The organism is Propionigenium maris DSM 9537 (genome assembly GCF_027925155.1).
Classification (GTDB): domain Bacteria; phylum Fusobacteriota; class Fusobacteriia; order Fusobacteriales; family Fusobacteriaceae; genus Propionigenium; species Propionigenium maris.
Genome location: NZ_BSDY01000007.1, coordinates 136,102 through 153,180 on the forward strand (window position 1 = coordinate 136,102; position 17,079 = coordinate 153,180).

Below are 17,079 nucleotides of genomic sequence, written 5' to 3' on the forward strand. Positions count from 1 at the left end.
GGAGAAATAATCTTTATTTTAGGGGAGGTTCTATGAGAATACCAGGAGATAAGGTGGTACACCTTCTTGCAGGGGCCCTGATAGCCCTTACAGCCCTTCTCCTCACTGGGAACAGTCTCATAGCTGTTGCTATGGCTGTAGTGGCCGGAGCTTGGAAGGAGTGGTGGGACAGCAGAGGACATGGTCAGGTTGAACTTGCCGACCTTATGGCAACCATAGTAGGCGGAATACTGGCTGTGACAAGCGTTGAACTATACAGATTTATAATAGGGGCTCTGGGATGAGCCCCCATTTATTTGAGATTATTTGAAGATGGGAGCTAATTCCTGCTCCTCCTTTTTCTGGAGGCAATGAGTCCCTTTAGGTATCTTCTATACTCTGCAGAGGTTGCTCCCATGAGTTCATCTACCTCCCTTGTAATGGAGATGATATAGCTGGTAAGGGATCCTGATATATGGGTCTCTACCTCTCCCAGAAATACCTTCTCTCCGCTCTTTAAAATAAAGGGATACTTGTATAGAAGCTCCTTCTTGGAAAATGGCAGCCTCTTCTCAGATGATGTCTTCTCATGGAGGATCCCCTCCAGGCTCATCTTTCTCCTCACAGAGGATTTTTTTGGAAAGTTACCTGTAAGATCCTTAAAGATATAGCGCTTCTCCTCTGGGGTAGTAGGCCCCTCCCTCTCCTCTGAAAACTTTATCTTTTCCAGTAAAAAATCATCGATAACCAGGATGGAAACAGACCTGGAAAGGTAGTTTGATACCCTGGGCATTACAAGAAAGTTAAATACCAGCAATATTAAAAGTGCTATCAATACTCCCATAACAATCCTCTCCTTCTGCAGCTCTATATTGATCTATTCTGACCTTCTTCCCTAAATCCTTTTGACTGAGTATAGGTCCCAATAGGAAGGTGTGATAAAAAAGAGTCTCCTATAAAGATCACAGTTGGGGTATAATCCTAGTGAGGTGATGAAAGTGAAAAAGATATTGTTATTATTTATAGTGAATACCATTGCAGTGCTGGGCCAGGTTCAGCTAAAATACCTTCCTGGAAAAACCAGAGAGGAGAAGGGGGTCAGGGAGTGGCTTCTGGAAAGCAGAGTCCTGGATGAAGCTGTGGATCTTATCAATAGGGAGATTCATATGGAGGAGAGGCTCCATGTCATTGTAGGGGAGGGGGAGTTTGTCCACTACGATCCCCAGACTAGGGAGGTAAAGCTCCCCTATAATTTCCCCATAGAGGTGAGGGAGAGATTTGCAGGAGAATATGAGGAGGACTGGGAGCTCTATGCTGGAGATGCCCTGGAGCACACCCTCTACCACGAAACGGGCCATGCCCTGGTAGATCTCCTGAATATCCCCGTTTTAGGGAAGGAGGAGGATGCTGTGGACGACTTTGGAATAATCATGCTCATCCTTACCAGAAAGGACGGAGATGACAGAGCTATCTCAGCAGCGGAACTCTTTTTTATGGAGGGGGAGGAGATAGAGGAGTTTACAGATGAGGATCTCATGGATGAACACAGTTTAGATGACCAGAGAGGATTTAGAAGTCTGTGTTTGGTTTATGGAAGTGATCCTGAAAAATATGAGGATATCGCCAAAGACCTGGAGATGGATGAGGACAGGCGTCTCATGTGCGAAGAGACCTTTGAGAGACAGACCCTTAACTGGCTGACCCTTTTAAGGCCCCACCTAAAGGCGGGAGTTCTCAGGGATACCCTGGAGGAGTTTCAAGAGACTGAGTAGATCTAACTCTTCATTAAAATTTATCGTTAGATATTGAAAGATTTAAAAAACTTTATAAAAAGGCTCTCAGGTTTACTGATAGCCTTTTTATAAATATATACTACCAAGTAATTCCAAAGGGAAACTTGTCTTTCTGAACCTTAGGGCTGAATCTCCCCCTCTATAATTCCTTCCTGAATTCCTTCCAACCTCTGAAGCCTCTCCTCACCAATGAGTTCTCTGGTAAATTTAAGGTCTGTGATGGAAACTCCACCCTCCTCTAGACCAAAGACTGTAACTCCACCCTTAAACTCTCCATTGATAGAGTCCTCTATAGTTTTATAGATGGCGTTGTCCACCCTCTTGAGCATAGAGGTAATTACCTTCCCCTCTACATCTCCATCCTGGTTGGAATCCACTCCTATAGCATATAGTTTCTCACCCTCTGCTACAGCATCCATAACTCCCCTTCCAGAACCGCCGGCAGCAGCATAGATTATATCCGCTCCAGATTTATTAAGGGAGATAGCCTGCTCCTTAGCTTTTGCTGGGTCGTTGAAGGGATTTACTCCTCCCACATAGAGGCTCATAACCTCTGCCTCTGGGTTGACATGCTTTGCCCCGGCTTCAAACCCGTCTCTGAACCTGTTTATAAAGGAGATATCCAGCCCCCCTATAAATCCAAGCTTATCTGTCTCCGTCATCATTCCTGCAAGGGCTCCTACGATGAAGGATCCCTCTACCTCATCAAAGACTATAGAGGTAACATTCTCCTCCTCTACAACTGCATCCACTATGACAAAATTTACACCTGGATAGTTCTGAGCGGTCTTTCTCAGGGAATCCTCCATATCGAATCCCACTCCCACAACCAGGTCATACCCGGCGCTGGCATAGTCATCTAAAAACTGATCAAACTCAGATACATTGGCTGGTTCCACATACTTAAACTCCGCTCCCAGCTCATCCCTGGCTCTTAGAAGCCCTGCATAGGCCGAATCATTGAAGGACTTATCCCCAAGACCTCCCGTTCCTAAAACAATACCTACTCTAAGTTTAGAGGTGTCAACCTCTTCCCTTCCTCTGCCACAGGCACTCAACACAAGGAGTACCATAATCAAACCTAATACCTTCTTCATCCTATTCCTCCTAAAAAATAAAAACACAGATACTCTAGGGGCATCTGTGGGAATAATCAAAAAAATAGCATTTTTTGTCATTACCCATAGTAGCTGATTTACGGTCAGCTGTAGAAACACTTGCCCCTATTGCAAATATATATGAGTTATCTATGTCGTTTACAGAGAGATAGTAACCTCTTTTATCCTCAATTAATAGGACGCGTGTCCTGTTTTGTAAAATCATCTCTCTGAATGAGATAGGTAGAGGGAGAATCCTCCCCCCTGAAGAGTGGTATCAAAGACTAGAACCCTTATCCTTAAAGGGTATCAAAAAAATTAAGTATAGCTTCAGTTGTTTCCGCTGGTTTTTCAAGGGTGGATATATGCCCGCACTCCTCTATCCCAACTACCTGAGCTCCCTCTATAAGAGCAGCCATCTCCTCGCTTTCGGCTATAGGTCTCGGAATATCCTCTAAACCAGAGATAAACAGTGTGGGAACCCTTACCTCCCTTAACTTCCCAAGGATATCGCTTCTTCCAAATATCCCCCTTCCAAGGGCAACAATAGTCGGAATATTCTCTGGAGGAGTATTTAAAAGACTCTTTTTAAACTCCGTGTAGAGCTCTCCCTTTTCACTGTTGGTTTTCTTGGAAAAGAACATGGGAGCAATGGTATCGCTCATCTGCATTGGAATAAAGTTAAGCTTCTCGATAATATTCAGCATCTCAAAGTACTGATCCTTACTTGTTGCAGGTTCCTCCCCCACATGGGTATCCATTAGAACACATCCCCTTACCCTTTCTGGATAGGATGTAATAAGATGTCCCCCAATCATACCTCCCACTGAAAGACCACAGTAGAAGAAGGTGTCTAGCTCAAGGTAATCTGCCACCTCTATGACGTCCCTGGTCATCTCCTCCAGAGAGTAAACCTTTCCTGGATCAACAAGGGATTTAGATCTCCCGTGACCATGAAGCTCTATGGAGATACACTTAAATCTTTCCCTTAACTTTTCGATCTGAGGCTCCCACATCCTGTTGTCCCAAAGGTAGGAGTGCACAAGGATCAGGGGCTCTCCCGTTCCCTGTATATCACAGTTAACCTCACATCCGTTTTTCAGCTTTATATACATACTAACCACCTCCAAAGGTTATTATAACAAGTGTTTTTTTAAATGTAAATAAATAATAGAAATTCTCCTTTGACTCCCTGGGAGAAAATACCTCTCCTGCCTTGCCCTTAAAATCCCATCTTTTTACCCTTGTTCTCCCACCCTGAATAAAGTAGAATATATGGCAGACAGATATAGGTAAGGGAGGAAATTTGTGGATATAAGATACTGCTCCTATGATGAGGAGATAATAGATAATATAGAATCAGGGAGGATACACCTCTTCGACAAAAATACAGATAAAAAAACAGCCAGGAGGAGGTACAAGGGGGATATCTTTGATGAGCAGCCCCTCTTTATGACCTTCAACGAGTTCAAGGGAGGTCTCTTTCTTTCAGACAGGATTACCCTCAAGGAGGAGAAACAGGTAATCGCCTTCTACAAAGCCCTCTCTCCTGAGCATAGAAGAAGGCTCAAGGTAGAGGGATACTACGATGTTATCGATATCGCCGCCAACTTCTTTAACTTCTTCAGGCTCCTCAACGAGTACAGGATAGAGGAACTTACAGACCTCAAGGAGTGGCAGAGAGGGGTCTATGAACTCTTCTGCAGCATCAGAGAAAACTATACAGCTCTTCTCCAGGAGAAGAACTATACAGATTCTGTCTTTATCGGACTGGAGGAAAACTTCACAGAGGATGTCTACCACAGATACAAAGATAGGGAGATAATAATCTACAACAAGCTCTTCTTTACTCCCAGGGATAAATGGATAATCCAGAAACTGGAGGAGGCCGGATACAAATTTGTACTGAAGCTCCAGCTGAAGGAAGGGGACTTCTGTGAGGAAGCCCTCAGACTAAAGAGTGTTACCTATGAGAGGAGAGGCTGTGTCAATGTGTACAGAGCCCAGGATGAGTTTACAGCCCTTCTCAAGATAATCCAGCTGACCCATGAGAGGGAGGAGGCAGGGGAGAGCTACAGGATCTTCGATGCCAACAACGACAACTTCAAGTACAACAACTTCTTCAATGAGGTGGTCTACCTCTCAGAGATCCCTCTCTTTAAACTCATAGAGTGTATACACACCATGGTGGCAGGGCTACAGACCGATGGATACATCGATCTCCAGGGAGAGGATGTGGATAACCTTCTAAGGGAGAAGCTCCTTATTGGTACGAAGGAACTTGTGGAGGTTATGGAGATAGAGGAATTCAGAAGATACTATAAGCTGGAGGAAAGGGATCTCTCCCGCATCAAATACCTCGCCGGGGAAGGATATAAATTTATCACCAGGGAGGAGATGGAGAGGCTCATCCAGAGACTGGAGGAGGATGAGAAGCAGAGGAACTATATCAGAGAAGACTTTATAAACCTTATTAAGATTATAGATGATCTGAGGGAGCTCTATCAGATGACTACCCTCAAGGAGTGGTGCAGGTGGCTTACCTTTGACAGGAAGGTCATGGAGGAGTTCAGCACCCAGGGGGGCAGCGAGATAAATAAGTACTTTGAGGCCCTGAGCGAGGTGGAGATAATAGAGGAACTGGACCTTATAGATACCGATGACCAGAAAAAAAAGGTGTGGCGTGGCTTCTTTAAGGATAACATCTCTGAGGGACTTCTGAGGCTTATCATGAAGTACCACAGGTTCAAGGAGGTGGCGGGAAGCAGCCACAAGCTAAAGAAGGAGGAGCTCGCTGAGCTTCCCACAACCCACGACACCACAAGGATCTACATGAATATCTCCGATATCTATGTTCCTGAAAACAAGGGCAGCTCCTTCCTCCTCACCGAGGCCCAGAAAAAGGAGCTGGGGATTAAAAACCTGGATGATGACAGACTTCTGGAGAAGTACAACCTTCTGAGGGGAGTTATGACCACCAGGGAAAACCACATAGTTACCGTGGAGAACCAGGGAAGCAACATCTCCCTCTCCCCATTTATAGAGGAGATAATAGAGGAGGGAACCCCTGATACAGTGGTGGGAATAGATACGGAGAACTATCTGGAGCTCATAAGGGGAGTTATCCATAAGGGGAATCCCAAGAGTATAGAGGGAGGCAGCTCCGACACTGAACTTTCCTTGGAAAGAGAGGAGCTCCTTAGAAAGAAAAATATGAGTGCCTATATGTGTGATGAGCTCTTCAACTGCAGGTATAAAATGTATCTGAGATATATTGTGAGGCTTGAGAGGGAGGACCTGGAGATCGACGAAGGGCTTACCAGAAGGGAGTACGGTAACCTGGCCCACGATATCTTTGAAGAGGTACTTATGAAGTATATCAAGGAACCTGGCAAGTTTGAGCCCCTTCAGGGACAGGAAATAAACGTTGCCAAGATCTATGAGATCGTGGAGAGGCTTATAGATCAGCCTGGAAGAAAACTGAAGCTTCCCCACCTTAACAGCAACTACTACAGGGAGATCATCTATAAGAACCTGGCTGAGGGAGTGAAGAGGTTCTTCAGGGAGATCTCCAAGGAGCTGGCTGGAAGAAGGGTAATGGATATCCATGTGGAGCAGTATGGATACAAGGAGATCTCCGGAGGCATCTATCAGAGTGCCAAGGGGGACCTCATCATAGACACCGATAGGGACAGACATATAATAGATTTTAAAACCGGTGGAAAGATAGACAGGCAGCTGGATTACTATGGAATTCTATACACTGGAGTGGCCGACGGAGCCCACAGATACATCTACAGTATAGATAAGAATATCCTGGAGAAGGCTGAGAAGGTTGTCATGACCAGGGAGGACCTGGTAGAGGGGGTAGAAAACCTCCTGGACAGTGAGATATATGAGAGAAACTACACAAGCAGATGCAAGAGGTGTGAGTACTGGGTTGTGTGTAGAGAGGTGGAGAAAAATGTCTAGAAAGATAGTTAAGGCCAGTGCAGGAACAGGAAAGACCTACAGGCTGGCCCTGGAATATATAGCAAGGCTTCTCGCAGGGGAGGATTACACCGAGATCCTCTTTATGACCTTTACCAGGTCTGCCACAGCTGAATTAAAGGGAAGGATCTTTGATTTTCTGAAAACAATAGCCCAGGAGGGACGGGAGGGGGAGCTAGTAAGGAATATACAGGAGCTCTACCCGGAGATGCCCCTTCACGTAGAGGAGGCCGGAAGTATCTACAGAAAGCTCCTCCTGAACAAGGATAAACTGAAGATCTATACCATCGATTCCTTTACCGGTAATATATTCAAGAAGGCTGTGGGGCCCTATCTGAATATCTACTCCTATGGACACATCAACTCCAAGGAGGAGGAGAGGGTCTATAGGGAGGTATTCGGGAAGCTTGTAGCCGGAGCAAACTTTGAGAGGGTGAGGGAGTTTCTTGAGCGTACTGCAGACAGAAATGTAGACAAGTACCTGAACCTCATAAAGAAGGTTTCCGAGGAAAGGTGGAAGTTCTCCCTCATAGAGCCTAAAGATTTAAAGGGCGATTCCGATACTCTCAAGGATGAAATCTACAGGGAGATAGGAGAGGTATTTCTTGCCCTGGGTGAGTTGGTAGAAGTGGGAAAGAAGGAGCTAACCAAGTGCCTTGGTCCTGCCTCCAAGAAGATCTATGAAAGATTTGGATCGGACCTTCATCCCTCTGCCTCTGTAATAGATTTTGTAGTGGAGAACCTGGGGGATATGCGTAGCGGAAAATACTACAACGGTACCCAGACAAGGGCAAAGGGAGTTGCCTACCTCAAGGAGAGGCTAGAGGAGAGTCAGGATAGGATCTGGACCCTTCTGGACAGTCTGGTCTACTTTGAGGAGATCCTTCCCTATGAGAGGGATATCATAGAGATAGAGAGCATCATAAGGGATATCTATGATGAGATAAAGTTCAAGGAGAAGGGAATGACCTTTGCTGACATCACCAACTATACAAGTGAATATATGTACAGCACCGAGCTGGACCTTGTCAGGGACGGGGTTGTGACGGAAAACTTCTATGAGATAGTGGGAGGAAGGATCTCCACCCTCTTCCTGGATGAAGCCCAGGATACAAGTGTAAGTCAGTGGAGGATTATAGAACCCATCGCCAAAGCATGTAAAAATGTAGTTGTGGTGGGGGATGAGAAGCAGAGTATCTACTCCTGGAGGGGAGGGGAGAAGAACCTCTTTATGAGTATGGGAACTATCCTGGAAGCCCAAGAGGACAACCTTCCCACAAGCTACAGAAGTGAGTACAAGATCATCGATTTTGTAAACCACTTCTTTGCCTCTGTAAACTCCAACAACGAGGATTGGAAGTACACCCAGGTAAGGTGTAACCGTGAGGTGGCCAAGAAGGGACTGGTGGCAGCCCTTACTGCAGCAAACCACGAGGAGCACTCCCTAGAGGAGGGAATAGCTCTGGATATCCTGGAGAGGTTTGGCGGAAACTACCAGGGGATAGGAGTTATCTCCAGGAAGACCAAGACCCTGGACAGGATTGGGGAGGCTCTGAAAGCCCACGGTATTCCCTTTGTGACAGAGAATAGCATGTCCATAGCCAACCATCCATGTGTAGTGGAGATCCTGAGGATTCTAAAATATATTCTCAGAAGGGATTTCTTCTCCCTCCTGGAATTCTACAGGGGCCACTCTATAGGGATAGGGGACACCCACATGAGGTGGCTCATCCACAACAGGACCCAAACCGAGAAATATCTGGACAGGGCCCTTACCTTAGAGGAGCTTCAGGCTCCCGAAGAGATAAGGGAACTCCTTGAAAGAACCCAGAACCTTATGATCACTGATTATGAAAAACTGGGGAAGAGGATAGTAGAGGAGTTTGCCCTCATATCCAGGTACTCAGCTCCAAGGGATATTAAGAATATCAGGTTCTTCTTGGAGATAATGGAGGGGATGGATAACCTTTCTGAGCTCCTTAACTATATAGAGGAAAATGAACTTTCCGAGGATCTGAAGCAGGTGGGAATAAGCGAGGAGAACTCTGTTGTCCTTATGAGTATCCATAAATCCAAGGGGCTGGAGTTTCATACAGAGTATATGTATATAGAGGACAAGGCCAGCAGATATAAGATGACCGGATTTAACGGGGGAGCCACCCAGCACCAGTTATCCCTTATGGCAAAGCTGGATGAAAGGTATGAGAGGGTGGAGGACTACCTCTTTACAAACTCCATCTATGAAAAGAATATCAAGGAGACGGATATCTACAAGTATATAGAGAAGACCTATCTGGATGAGGAGATCAATACCCTCTATGTGGGAATGACAAGACCTGTAGCCAACCTCATCCTCTGCATAAATCCCACCTCCACAACCATAAAGAAGGAGAGGGTCAACGTCCTCAGAAATGACCTCCTCATATCTCCCATAGAGAAGTACTTTAATATCACAAGGGAGGAGCTCCTTGAGAAGGGACTGGTGGAAGCCGGTAAATTGGTGGAGTTTCAGGGGGAGGAGGAAAAAAGATCTGAATACCATATGGAGACCGAGCTCTACAGGAGAGCATGTGAAAGAGCCTTTGAACCAGATGAAGAGGAGGGCGAAGTTGTAGAGGAGGAAGCAGTCTTCACCTACGATGTGGCAGTGGAACTCAGAAGAAAGGAGGGACTTGCTATCCACTACTTCCTGGAGACCCTGGAAGACCTCAGAGAGGCCTCCATAGAGAGAGCCAAAAAACTTACATACTTCAAGTATGGTAATATGCTTGGAGATCAAAGGTTAAGGGAGATCATGGATAGAAGTGAGAAGTTCCTTAAGAAAAATACAGAGATCTTTGATCCAAGATTTACAGTGTACAAGGAACTGGAATTAAAGACCCTCGAAATGGATAGTTCCGGCATCGAGAGAGTCAGAACCCACATAATAGATAGACTCAATGTAGACCATAGCAGCGGTGAGATCATCATCTACGACTATAAGAGTGGTAGAACTAGAGATCCCGAGCAGTTAGAAAGATATGAAAGGGTTGTCATGGAAAAGCTCTCTGAAAAAGAGGAAGGAGTTCCCTACAAAGTTGTTCATAAGGAATTTCTAAATATTTAATAATCCATGTGACAATGGAAGTTATATAGAAAAAGGAGGCCTAAGCCTCCTTTTTTCTATAGGTTGTTTTGCGCTTTTACCTTTTTGATCTCCTCTGTGATGAGAGGTACTACCTTTGAAGCATCTCCTACGATACCAAGGTCAGCATTGCTAAATATAGGAGCGTCCTTATCCTTGTTTACTGCAATGATAAAGTCAGACTCCTCCATTCCTGCAACGTGCTGGATAGCTCCAGAAATACCCATTGCAAAGTATACATCTGGTCTTACTGTTTTACCAGTCTGTCCTACCTGTCTGTCGTGTCCGATCCATCCTGCATCTACTGCTGCTCTTGAAGCCGACACTATCCCGTGAAGCTCCTCAGCAAGTCCCTCTAGGTGAGTGAAGTTATCTGCATTACCTATTCCTCTACCTCCAGAAACAAGTACATTGGCTTCAGTGATGTCGATCTTCTCCTCCTCTTCCTTAACTATCTTAAGAACCTTTACCTTTAACTTAGATGTATCTAAACTTACCTGGTGAGATTCTACCTTACCACTTCTTGCTTCGTCTCTCTCCACCTTCTGCATTACTCCAGGTCTTACAGATGACATCTGAGGTCTGTGATCTGGACAGATGATTGTAGCCATAAGGTTTCCACCGAAAGCAGGTCTTGTCATAAGAAGCTCTCTGTCCTCTCCGATCTCAAGCATAGTACAGTCAGCAGTAAGTCCAGTTACCACTCTAGCAGATACTCTAGGTGCCAGGTCTCTTCCAAGGGTAGTAGCTCCCACAAGAACTATCTCAGGCTTCTTTTCATCGATTATCTTAGAAAGTACCTGAGTGTATGCCTCTGTGTCGTAGATAGCCAGCTTCTCATCATCTGCTACCACTACATTGTCAGCACCGTAAGCGATAAGCTCACTAGCAAGTCCTTCTATATTGTGTCCTAGCACTACTGCAGTTACCTCTTCATTTAGAGAAGCTGCAAGCTCTCTTCCCTTTCCGATTAACTCTAAAGCTACATTTTGTATTTCTCCGTCTCTTTGCTCAGCAAAGACTAGGATTCCTTTATAATCATTTAAATTCATCTTTTAGTCTCCTTTTATATTACAAACTTTTCCTTTAGTTTTTCTACAATAATCTTCGCTGCTTCCTTAGGCTCCACTTCATGTATCTTACCAGCCTGCTTAGCTCCCTTGGTAAATGACTTTCTTACCTTTGTAGGAGATCCCTTAAGTCCTAACTTCTCAAGATCTACAGTGATGTTTGTAGTATCCCATACCTCTACTTCCTTGTCGTATGCCTCTACGATTCCTCTTACCGACATATATCTAGGCTTGTTTGCCTCAGTAAGCACTGTGATAAGACAAGGCATCTTAGCTTCTAGAAGGTAGTACCCGTCCTCTACAGCTCTCTTTATAGTAACTGTCTTGTTCTCGTCGCACTGAAGATCCTTTACATAGGAGATCTGTGCAAGATCCAGGTGCTCTGCAATCTGAGGTCCTACCTGAGCTGTATCTCCATCGATTGCCTGTCTTCCTGCAATGATAAGATCGTAGTCAAGTTCCTTTATTGCTGCAGCAAGGGCATTGGATGTAGCCAGTGTATCTGCTCCTGCGAACTTTCTGTCTGTAAGAAGGATTGCTCTGTCTGCTCCCATAGCAAGAGTTTCTCTAAGAGCTTCCTGTGCCTGAGGAGGTCCCATTGTAATTGCAGTAACGTGAGCTCCGAATTTATCCTTTAGCTTTAATGCTTCCTCTAGTCCAGCCTTATCATCTGGGTTGATTATACTAGGTACACCGTCTCTTATAAGTGTTCCAGTTACAGGATCCAGTCTGATCTCTGTAGTATCAGGTACCTGTTTTACACAAACTACTATTTTCATATTTTTCCTCCAAATATTTCATTTCTATTCATTGTATTAAGTATTCCCAGTGCCCCTATCCGTTTCCATAGATTGGGTTACGCCAGCAGCACCCCTACCATTAAATTTCAACTAGTAATTACTTCAGAAGTCCAGCTGCGATTACCATTCTTTGTACCTCAGATGTTCCCTCATAGATCTCAGTGATCTTAGCATCTCTCATCATTCTCTCTACTGGGTACTCTCTTGTGTATCCATATCCACCGTGAAGCTGTACAGCCTTGGTAGTTACTTCCATTGCTGTTTCTGCAGCAAATAGCTTTGCCATAGCTGCGTCCTGAGAGTATGGCTTCTTGTTGGATTTCTTCCAAGCTGCGCTGTATACAAGAAGTCTAGCTGCTTCAGTCTTTGTGTGCATATCTGCAAGCTCAAACTGAGTGTTCTGGAACTTAGCGATAGCTCTTCCAAACTGCTTTCTCTCCTTTACATATCCTACAGTCTCATCTAGTGCTCCCTGAGCAAGCCCAAGAGCCTGAGACGCGATTCCTATTCTTCCACCATCTAGTGTCATCATAGCTATCTTGAATCCCTTTCCAGTTGATCCTAACTGGTTTTCTGCAGGAATTCTGCAGTCCTCCATGATAAGCTCACATGTAGCTGATCCTCTGATTCCAAGCTTCTTCTCCTTCTTACCTACGCTGAATCCTGGTCTGTCTGCTTCTACGATAAATGCCGAGATTCCCTTAAGTCCCTTGGATTTATCTGTCATGGCAAAGATTATATAAACATGGGCATAACCTGCATTTGTGATAAAGATCTTAGAACCATTTAATATCCACTCATTTGTTTCCTCATCGAAAACAGCTGTAGTCTGCTGACCTGCTGCATCTGTTCCTGCATTTGGCTCAGTAAGTCCAAAAGCTCCTACCCACTCACCAGTAGCCATCTTAGGAAGATACTTCTTCTTCTGATCCTCAGTTCCAAACTCTAAGATTGGCGCCATTCCTAGAGATGTGTGAGCTGAAACAACAACTCCAGTTGTTCCACATGCTTTAGATAGCTCCTCTACAGCCATGGCATACATAAGGTTGTCTCCACCTGCTCCACCATACTCCTTTGGTACAGGTATTCCCATAAGTCCTATCTGACTCATCTTTTCCACAGTTTCCACTGGGAATCTTTCCTCCTCGTCGATCTCTGTAGCTAGTGGTTTTACTTCATTTTCCACAAATTCTCTTATCATCTGTCTAAAGAGTTCATGTGTCTTTGGTAGTTCAAAATGCATTTTTTCCCTCCTGATTATCTATTAAATAAAAAGTTATTTATAGCTATTGAATGAATTATTGGTATTTTTTACGTAGATAATTCATATCAATGCAGTATAGTTTATTCCTTTGATATTCATTAAAGAGATAAACTATAAACAAAAGTTATTTTTTTAACTTTATTCCCCCAAGGAAGATGCAGAACCGTAATCCTGCATCTACTTCCTGGGTACAATTATTTTCTACTTCTTCATTATCTTAGCTTTACCGTCCAATACCATCTTACCGTCCTGGTTTGTGCAGGTGGTTCTCAGTATCACACGATTTTTTTCAGGTATAAGTTCTATGATCTCAGCTTGAGCTGTAATGGTATCTCCCATATATACTGGAGCTGTAAACTTTAGCTCCTGTCCCAGGTAGATACTTCCCTCTCCAGGAAGCTTTGTTCCCAGCACTGCAGAAACAAATCCCGCTGTAAGCATTCCGTGAGCAATCCTCTTTTTAAAGATAGTATTTTTAGCGTGTTCCTCATTTAGATGTGCCGGGTTTGTATCCAGAGTTATTCCAGAGTACATTATTACATCGGTCTCGGTAACTGTCTTAGCTACGCTGTCCTTCATCCCGACCCTAAGTTCATCAAATTTCATAGTCCACATCCTTTTTTATCTCTTTAATAATATGGCAGTACCCATTCCTCCACCTATACATAGAGAGGCTATTCCACTCTTACTGTCTCTCTTTACCATCTCATGAACCAGTGTAGTAATGATTCTGTTTCCAGAAGCCCCTATTGGATGCCCCAGAGCAATAGCTCCACCATTTACATTACTTCTCTCTCTGATCCACTCCTCAGTTACGCCGTGCTGCTTGGAAAGCTCCTTCACTACTCCAAGAGACTGGGAAGCAAAGGCTTCATTTAACTCAAAAAGTTCCACATCGGCTAACTTAACATCTGTCTTGCTTAATAGATTGTTTATTGCAGGTACAGGCCCCATACCCATTATAGAAGGATCTACTCCTCCCTGACCTATGGCTGCTACCTCTGCAAGAGGCTTAAGGTTGTATTTTTCCACAGCTTCCTCTGAAGCCAGAAGAACTATACTCGCTCCGTCATTTAACCCTGATGAGTTTCCTGCAGTTACCGAACCATCCTTCTTGAAGGCAGGTCTAAGACCTGCAAGCTTCTCTAAAGAAGTTCTTCTGTTTGGATACTCGTCCCTGTCAAATACGATAGTTTCCCTTCTTGTAACTATCTCCACTGGAACTATCTCATCCTTAAATCTGTCTGAATCCACAGCAGCTATTGCCTTCTCCTGAGATGCCATTGCAAAGGCATCCTGCTCCTCTCTTGTAAGACTGTATTTTTCTACGATATTTTCAGCAGTGATTCCCATGTGATATCCGTTAAAGGCATCTGTAAGACCATCCTTTATCATATGATCTGTCATCTTGAGGTCCATCATCTTATGACCGTTTCTTATAGCTGCAGGAGCTACAAATCCAGCCTGAGACATGGATTCCACACCACCAGCCAGGATAAGATCTCCCTCACCTGCTCTTATATTGTTTACTCCATTCATAAGAGCCTTCATTCCGCTTCCGCAGATTATATTCACTGAGTAAGCAGGTACTTCATATGGAATTCCTCCAGCTACAGCTGCCTGTCTTCCCACTCCCTGTCCATGTCCTGCTGAAAGGACATTTCCCAGGATAACCTCATCTATATTCTTTGGATCAACTCCAGTTTCCTCTATAATACTTTTTATAACCCTTCCCCCGAGCTCAGCTGGTTCTACAGTTTTCAATGACCCTAAAAAACTTCCTATAGCTGTTCTCTTTGCACTTACAATATAAACCTTTTTCACCTTTTTTCCCCCTATAAATTAAAGCCTCATTCCTCCGTTTACACTGAGTGTGTGACCTGTTATGTAACTTGCTTCATCACTTGCTAGGAACAGTGCCGCCTTAGCTATCTCCTCTGGCTGTCCCAGTCTTCCCATCATAGTCATCTTAGCAAACTTATCCAGTAGATCCTGTGGTACAGTCTTTAAGATGTCTGTCATTATATATCCAGGAGCTATGGCATTTACCCTTACTGCCGCTCCCTTTCTTGCATACTCCTTAGCCCAAGTCTTAGATAATCCAATTACTCCAGCCTTAGTTGCTGCATAGTTTGCCTGACCGATATTTCCATACTCTCCAACTACAGAGGATATATTGATTATAGAACCGGCACCATTTTGCATCATGTGCGGTCCCACATGCTTTGTAAGATTGAATACTCCCTTAAGGTTTACATCCATAACCAGATCCCACATCTCGTCATCTATCTTATGAGTCAGTGCATCCCTTGTTATCCCTGCGTTGTTTACAAGCACGTCTATCTTTCCATACTTTTCCACCACATAGTCGAAGATCTCCTTGCAGGCACCTGAATCAGTAACATTCAGCTTATACCCCTCAACATTGGAAGCTTCATATGTAAGATCACTCATATCTGCAGCTACTACCTGAGCTCCCTCCTTGGCAAATAACTTCGCCATCTCAGCACCCAGTCCATTAGCTCCACCAGTAACAAGACAAACCTTATCCTTCAATCTCATAACAAAATCCCTCCTCTATCTAAATTTTTTCATTCTTTGAGAACCTGTTCAATAATTAATTACTATACATTTTGATTAAAATCAACTTTTTTTCTAAATTTTGATCCTTTTTAATTCAAAAATCCCTAAAACTGATATAAAAAAGCATAAAAAAAATAGCCTAAGCTATTTTGCTCAGACTATTTATTGAGAGGTTATTCAGAAATACCATCCTCCAGGTAACCCTTCAGTTTATTGAGAAGCTTCCCTCTCCTTCCCTCATCCTCTGTGTGATAGAGGTCAATTTGGGAGTAGTGGGCTATCCCTAGAATACAATTTATAATGACATTATTTTTTTCCGTCCTCTCCATCTGAAGGGCGGAGTAGAGAAACTCTCCCAGGGAATCATAGAGGGCTTCCACCCCTCTCTGGGATATGAACTCAGCTTCCCTCATAAACCGGTACTTGTGGGGATCCTCATGGAAGAACTTAAGGAATCTTTCCAGGACCTCAACTACCCTCTCTACACGGCTCTCCTCTGAAAACTCCTCCCATGAGAGGTAGCTCAGAAGATCTTTTTGAACCTTTTTCAGGATCTCCTCAAAAAAGTTCTCCTTGGTCTCAAAGTTCAGGTAGAAACTTCCCACACTGCTTCCCACTGCCTTGGCTATCTGGGATATCTTTACACTGTTAAATCCCTTCTCTCCAAAGAGCCTCATCCCCTTCTCCAGGATCTCCTCTCTTATATCTACCTCCTGGCTCTCTGCTTCCTCCCCATAGATAAGGCTCCTGGTCAGGGCCGGATTCTCCCCTATCCCTCCTGCTATGAAGTTTCTCAGACACCTGGTAGGCAGAGGTGACTCGATCCTTGTGTTTTTAACGCTCACATATCTTATTCCAGAGGTAATATAGAGATACTCCTCATCATCTACCTCCCTGCCATAGATACGGCTCAGAGCCTTGAGGTAGATATCCCCTCTGAGGGTCTCCTCATACTCTGTAAACCTGTACTCTCCCTCACGACAGGCAGCCAGCAGGTTTTCCATCTCCATGGCGCTGTGAAATATGAGCTCGATATAGGACAGCAGCTTAGAGGAGGGAGTAACCCCCTCTATAAGAGTTGTGTTCTTGCTCAGCTCATGTACCGTCATATCCAGGACATCCTTGTAGATCTCCTCCTTGTTTTTAAAGTACTTATATATAATCCCGTTGGATACCCCTGCATTCCTGCAGATCTTAGCTACAGAAACGTTGTCATACCCCTCTGTACCAAATAAAAATATCGCAGAATCCAGTATCTTCCTTCTAGTAGTGACCTTCTTTATTTTCATACTTTCTCCCTCAATAGAAATCTGATTTTTTAAATCTATATTAAATATTAGCGAATTTACCTCTCAATTTGAAAAAGTTCTCAATATATA

At 44.1% G+C, this 17,079-nt stretch carries 14 protein-coding genes and 1 riboswitch; of the genes, 4 read left to right on the forward strand and 10 right to left on the reverse strand.

Annotated elements, in window-relative coordinates; translation table 11 throughout:
• Positions 1-32: 32 nt before the first annotated feature.
• Positions 33-284, forward strand: coding sequence for a hypothetical protein (locus tag QMG11_RS09210; protein ID WP_281835392.1), 252 nt, complete (start codon positions 33-35; stop codon positions 282-284).
• Positions 285-319: 35 nt separating this feature from the next.
• Here the strand turns inward: QMG11_RS09210 and QMG11_RS09215 are convergent, their stop codons facing one another.
• Positions 320-823, reverse strand: coding sequence for a hypothetical protein (locus QMG11_RS09215; RefSeq protein ID WP_281835394.1), 504 nt, complete (start codon positions 821-823; stop codon positions 320-322).
• Positions 824-977: 154 nt separating this feature from the next.
• Here QMG11_RS09215 and QMG11_RS09220 point away from each other — a divergent pair, with 154 nt between their 5' ends.
• On the forward strand, positions 978-1,751 hold the full coding sequence (locus tag QMG11_RS09220; protein ID WP_281835396.1) for a DUF4344 domain-containing metallopeptidase: 774 nt from the start codon (positions 978-980) through the stop codon (positions 1,749-1,751).
• Positions 1,752-1,891: 140 nt separating this feature from the next.
• Here the strand turns inward: QMG11_RS09220 and QMG11_RS09225 are convergent, their stop codons facing one another.
• Positions 1,892-2,869, reverse strand: coding sequence for a BMP family lipoprotein (locus QMG11_RS09225; protein WP_281835397.1), 978 nt, complete (start codon positions 2,867-2,869; stop codon positions 1,892-1,894).
• A gap of 67 nt (positions 2,870-2,936) precedes the next feature.
• Positions 2,937-3,034, reverse strand: a riboswitch (purine riboswitch).
• Positions 3,035-3,168: 134 nt separating this feature from the next.
• A complete protein-coding gene (locus QMG11_RS09230; protein WP_281835398.1) occupies positions 3,169-3,984 on the reverse strand; it encodes an alpha/beta fold hydrolase in 816 nt (271 codons plus the stop codon).
• Positions 3,985-4,177: 193 nt separating this feature from the next.
• On the opposite strand from QMG11_RS09230, the gene QMG11_RS09235 reads away from it, so the two are divergent.
• Positions 4,178-6,841 carry a PD-(D/E)XK nuclease family protein gene (locus QMG11_RS09235; RefSeq protein WP_281835400.1) on the forward strand — a complete coding sequence of 888 codons (2,664 nt, stop codon included), beginning with the start codon at positions 4,178-4,180 and terminating at the stop codon, positions 6,839-6,841.
• Positions 6,834-9,965: a UvrD-helicase domain-containing protein gene (locus tag QMG11_RS09240; RefSeq protein ID WP_281835402.1), complete on the forward strand. Its 3,132-nt coding sequence runs from the start codon at positions 6,834-6,836 to the stop codon at positions 9,963-9,965. The genes QMG11_RS09235 and QMG11_RS09240 overlap by 8 nt, the downstream gene beginning before the upstream one ends.
• A gap of 56 nt (positions 9,966-10,021) precedes the next feature.
• On the opposite strand, the gene QMG11_RS09245 is transcribed toward QMG11_RS09240, so the two are convergent.
• From QMG11_RS09245 to QMG11_RS09275, 7 genes are all read right to left on the reverse strand, one after another.
• On the reverse strand, positions 10,022-11,035 hold the full coding sequence (locus QMG11_RS09245) for an electron transfer flavoprotein subunit alpha/FixB family protein (protein ID WP_281835404.1): 1,014 nt from the start codon (positions 11,033-11,035) through the stop codon (positions 10,022-10,024).
• A gap of 14 nt (positions 11,036-11,049) precedes the next feature.
• Positions 11,050-11,832: an electron transfer flavoprotein subunit beta/FixA family protein gene (locus tag QMG11_RS09250; protein ID WP_281835406.1), complete on the reverse strand. Its 783-nt coding sequence runs from the start codon at positions 11,830-11,832 to the stop codon at positions 11,050-11,052.
• Positions 11,833-11,950: 118 nt separating this feature from the next.
• Positions 11,951-13,096 carry an acyl-CoA dehydrogenase gene (locus tag QMG11_RS09255; protein WP_281835407.1) on the reverse strand — a complete coding sequence of 382 codons (1,146 nt, stop codon included), beginning with the start codon at positions 13,094-13,096 and terminating at the stop codon, positions 11,951-11,953.
• Between the two features lie 222 nt (positions 13,097-13,318).
• Positions 13,319-13,723, reverse strand: a complete 405-nt coding sequence (locus QMG11_RS09260) for a MaoC family dehydratase (RefSeq protein ID WP_281835408.1) — start codon at positions 13,721-13,723, stop codon at positions 13,319-13,321.
• A 15-nt stretch (positions 13,724-13,738) separates the two neighbouring features.
• Positions 13,739-14,941, reverse strand: coding sequence for an acetyl-CoA C-acetyltransferase (locus QMG11_RS09265; protein ID WP_281835410.1), 1,203 nt, complete (start codon positions 14,939-14,941; stop codon positions 13,739-13,741).
• An 18-nt stretch (positions 14,942-14,959) separates the two neighbouring features.
• A complete protein-coding gene (locus QMG11_RS09270; protein WP_281835412.1) occupies positions 14,960-15,679 on the reverse strand; it encodes a beta-ketoacyl-ACP reductase in 720 nt (239 codons plus the stop codon).
• 194 nt (positions 15,680-15,873) lie between these two features.
• The gene (locus QMG11_RS09275; RefSeq protein WP_281835413.1) at positions 15,874-16,989 is read right to left on the reverse strand and encodes a TetR/AcrR family transcriptional regulator; all 1,116 of its coding nucleotides are present in this window, start codon (positions 16,987-16,989) and stop codon (positions 15,874-15,876) included.
• Between the last annotated feature and the right edge of the window lie 90 nt (positions 16,990-17,079).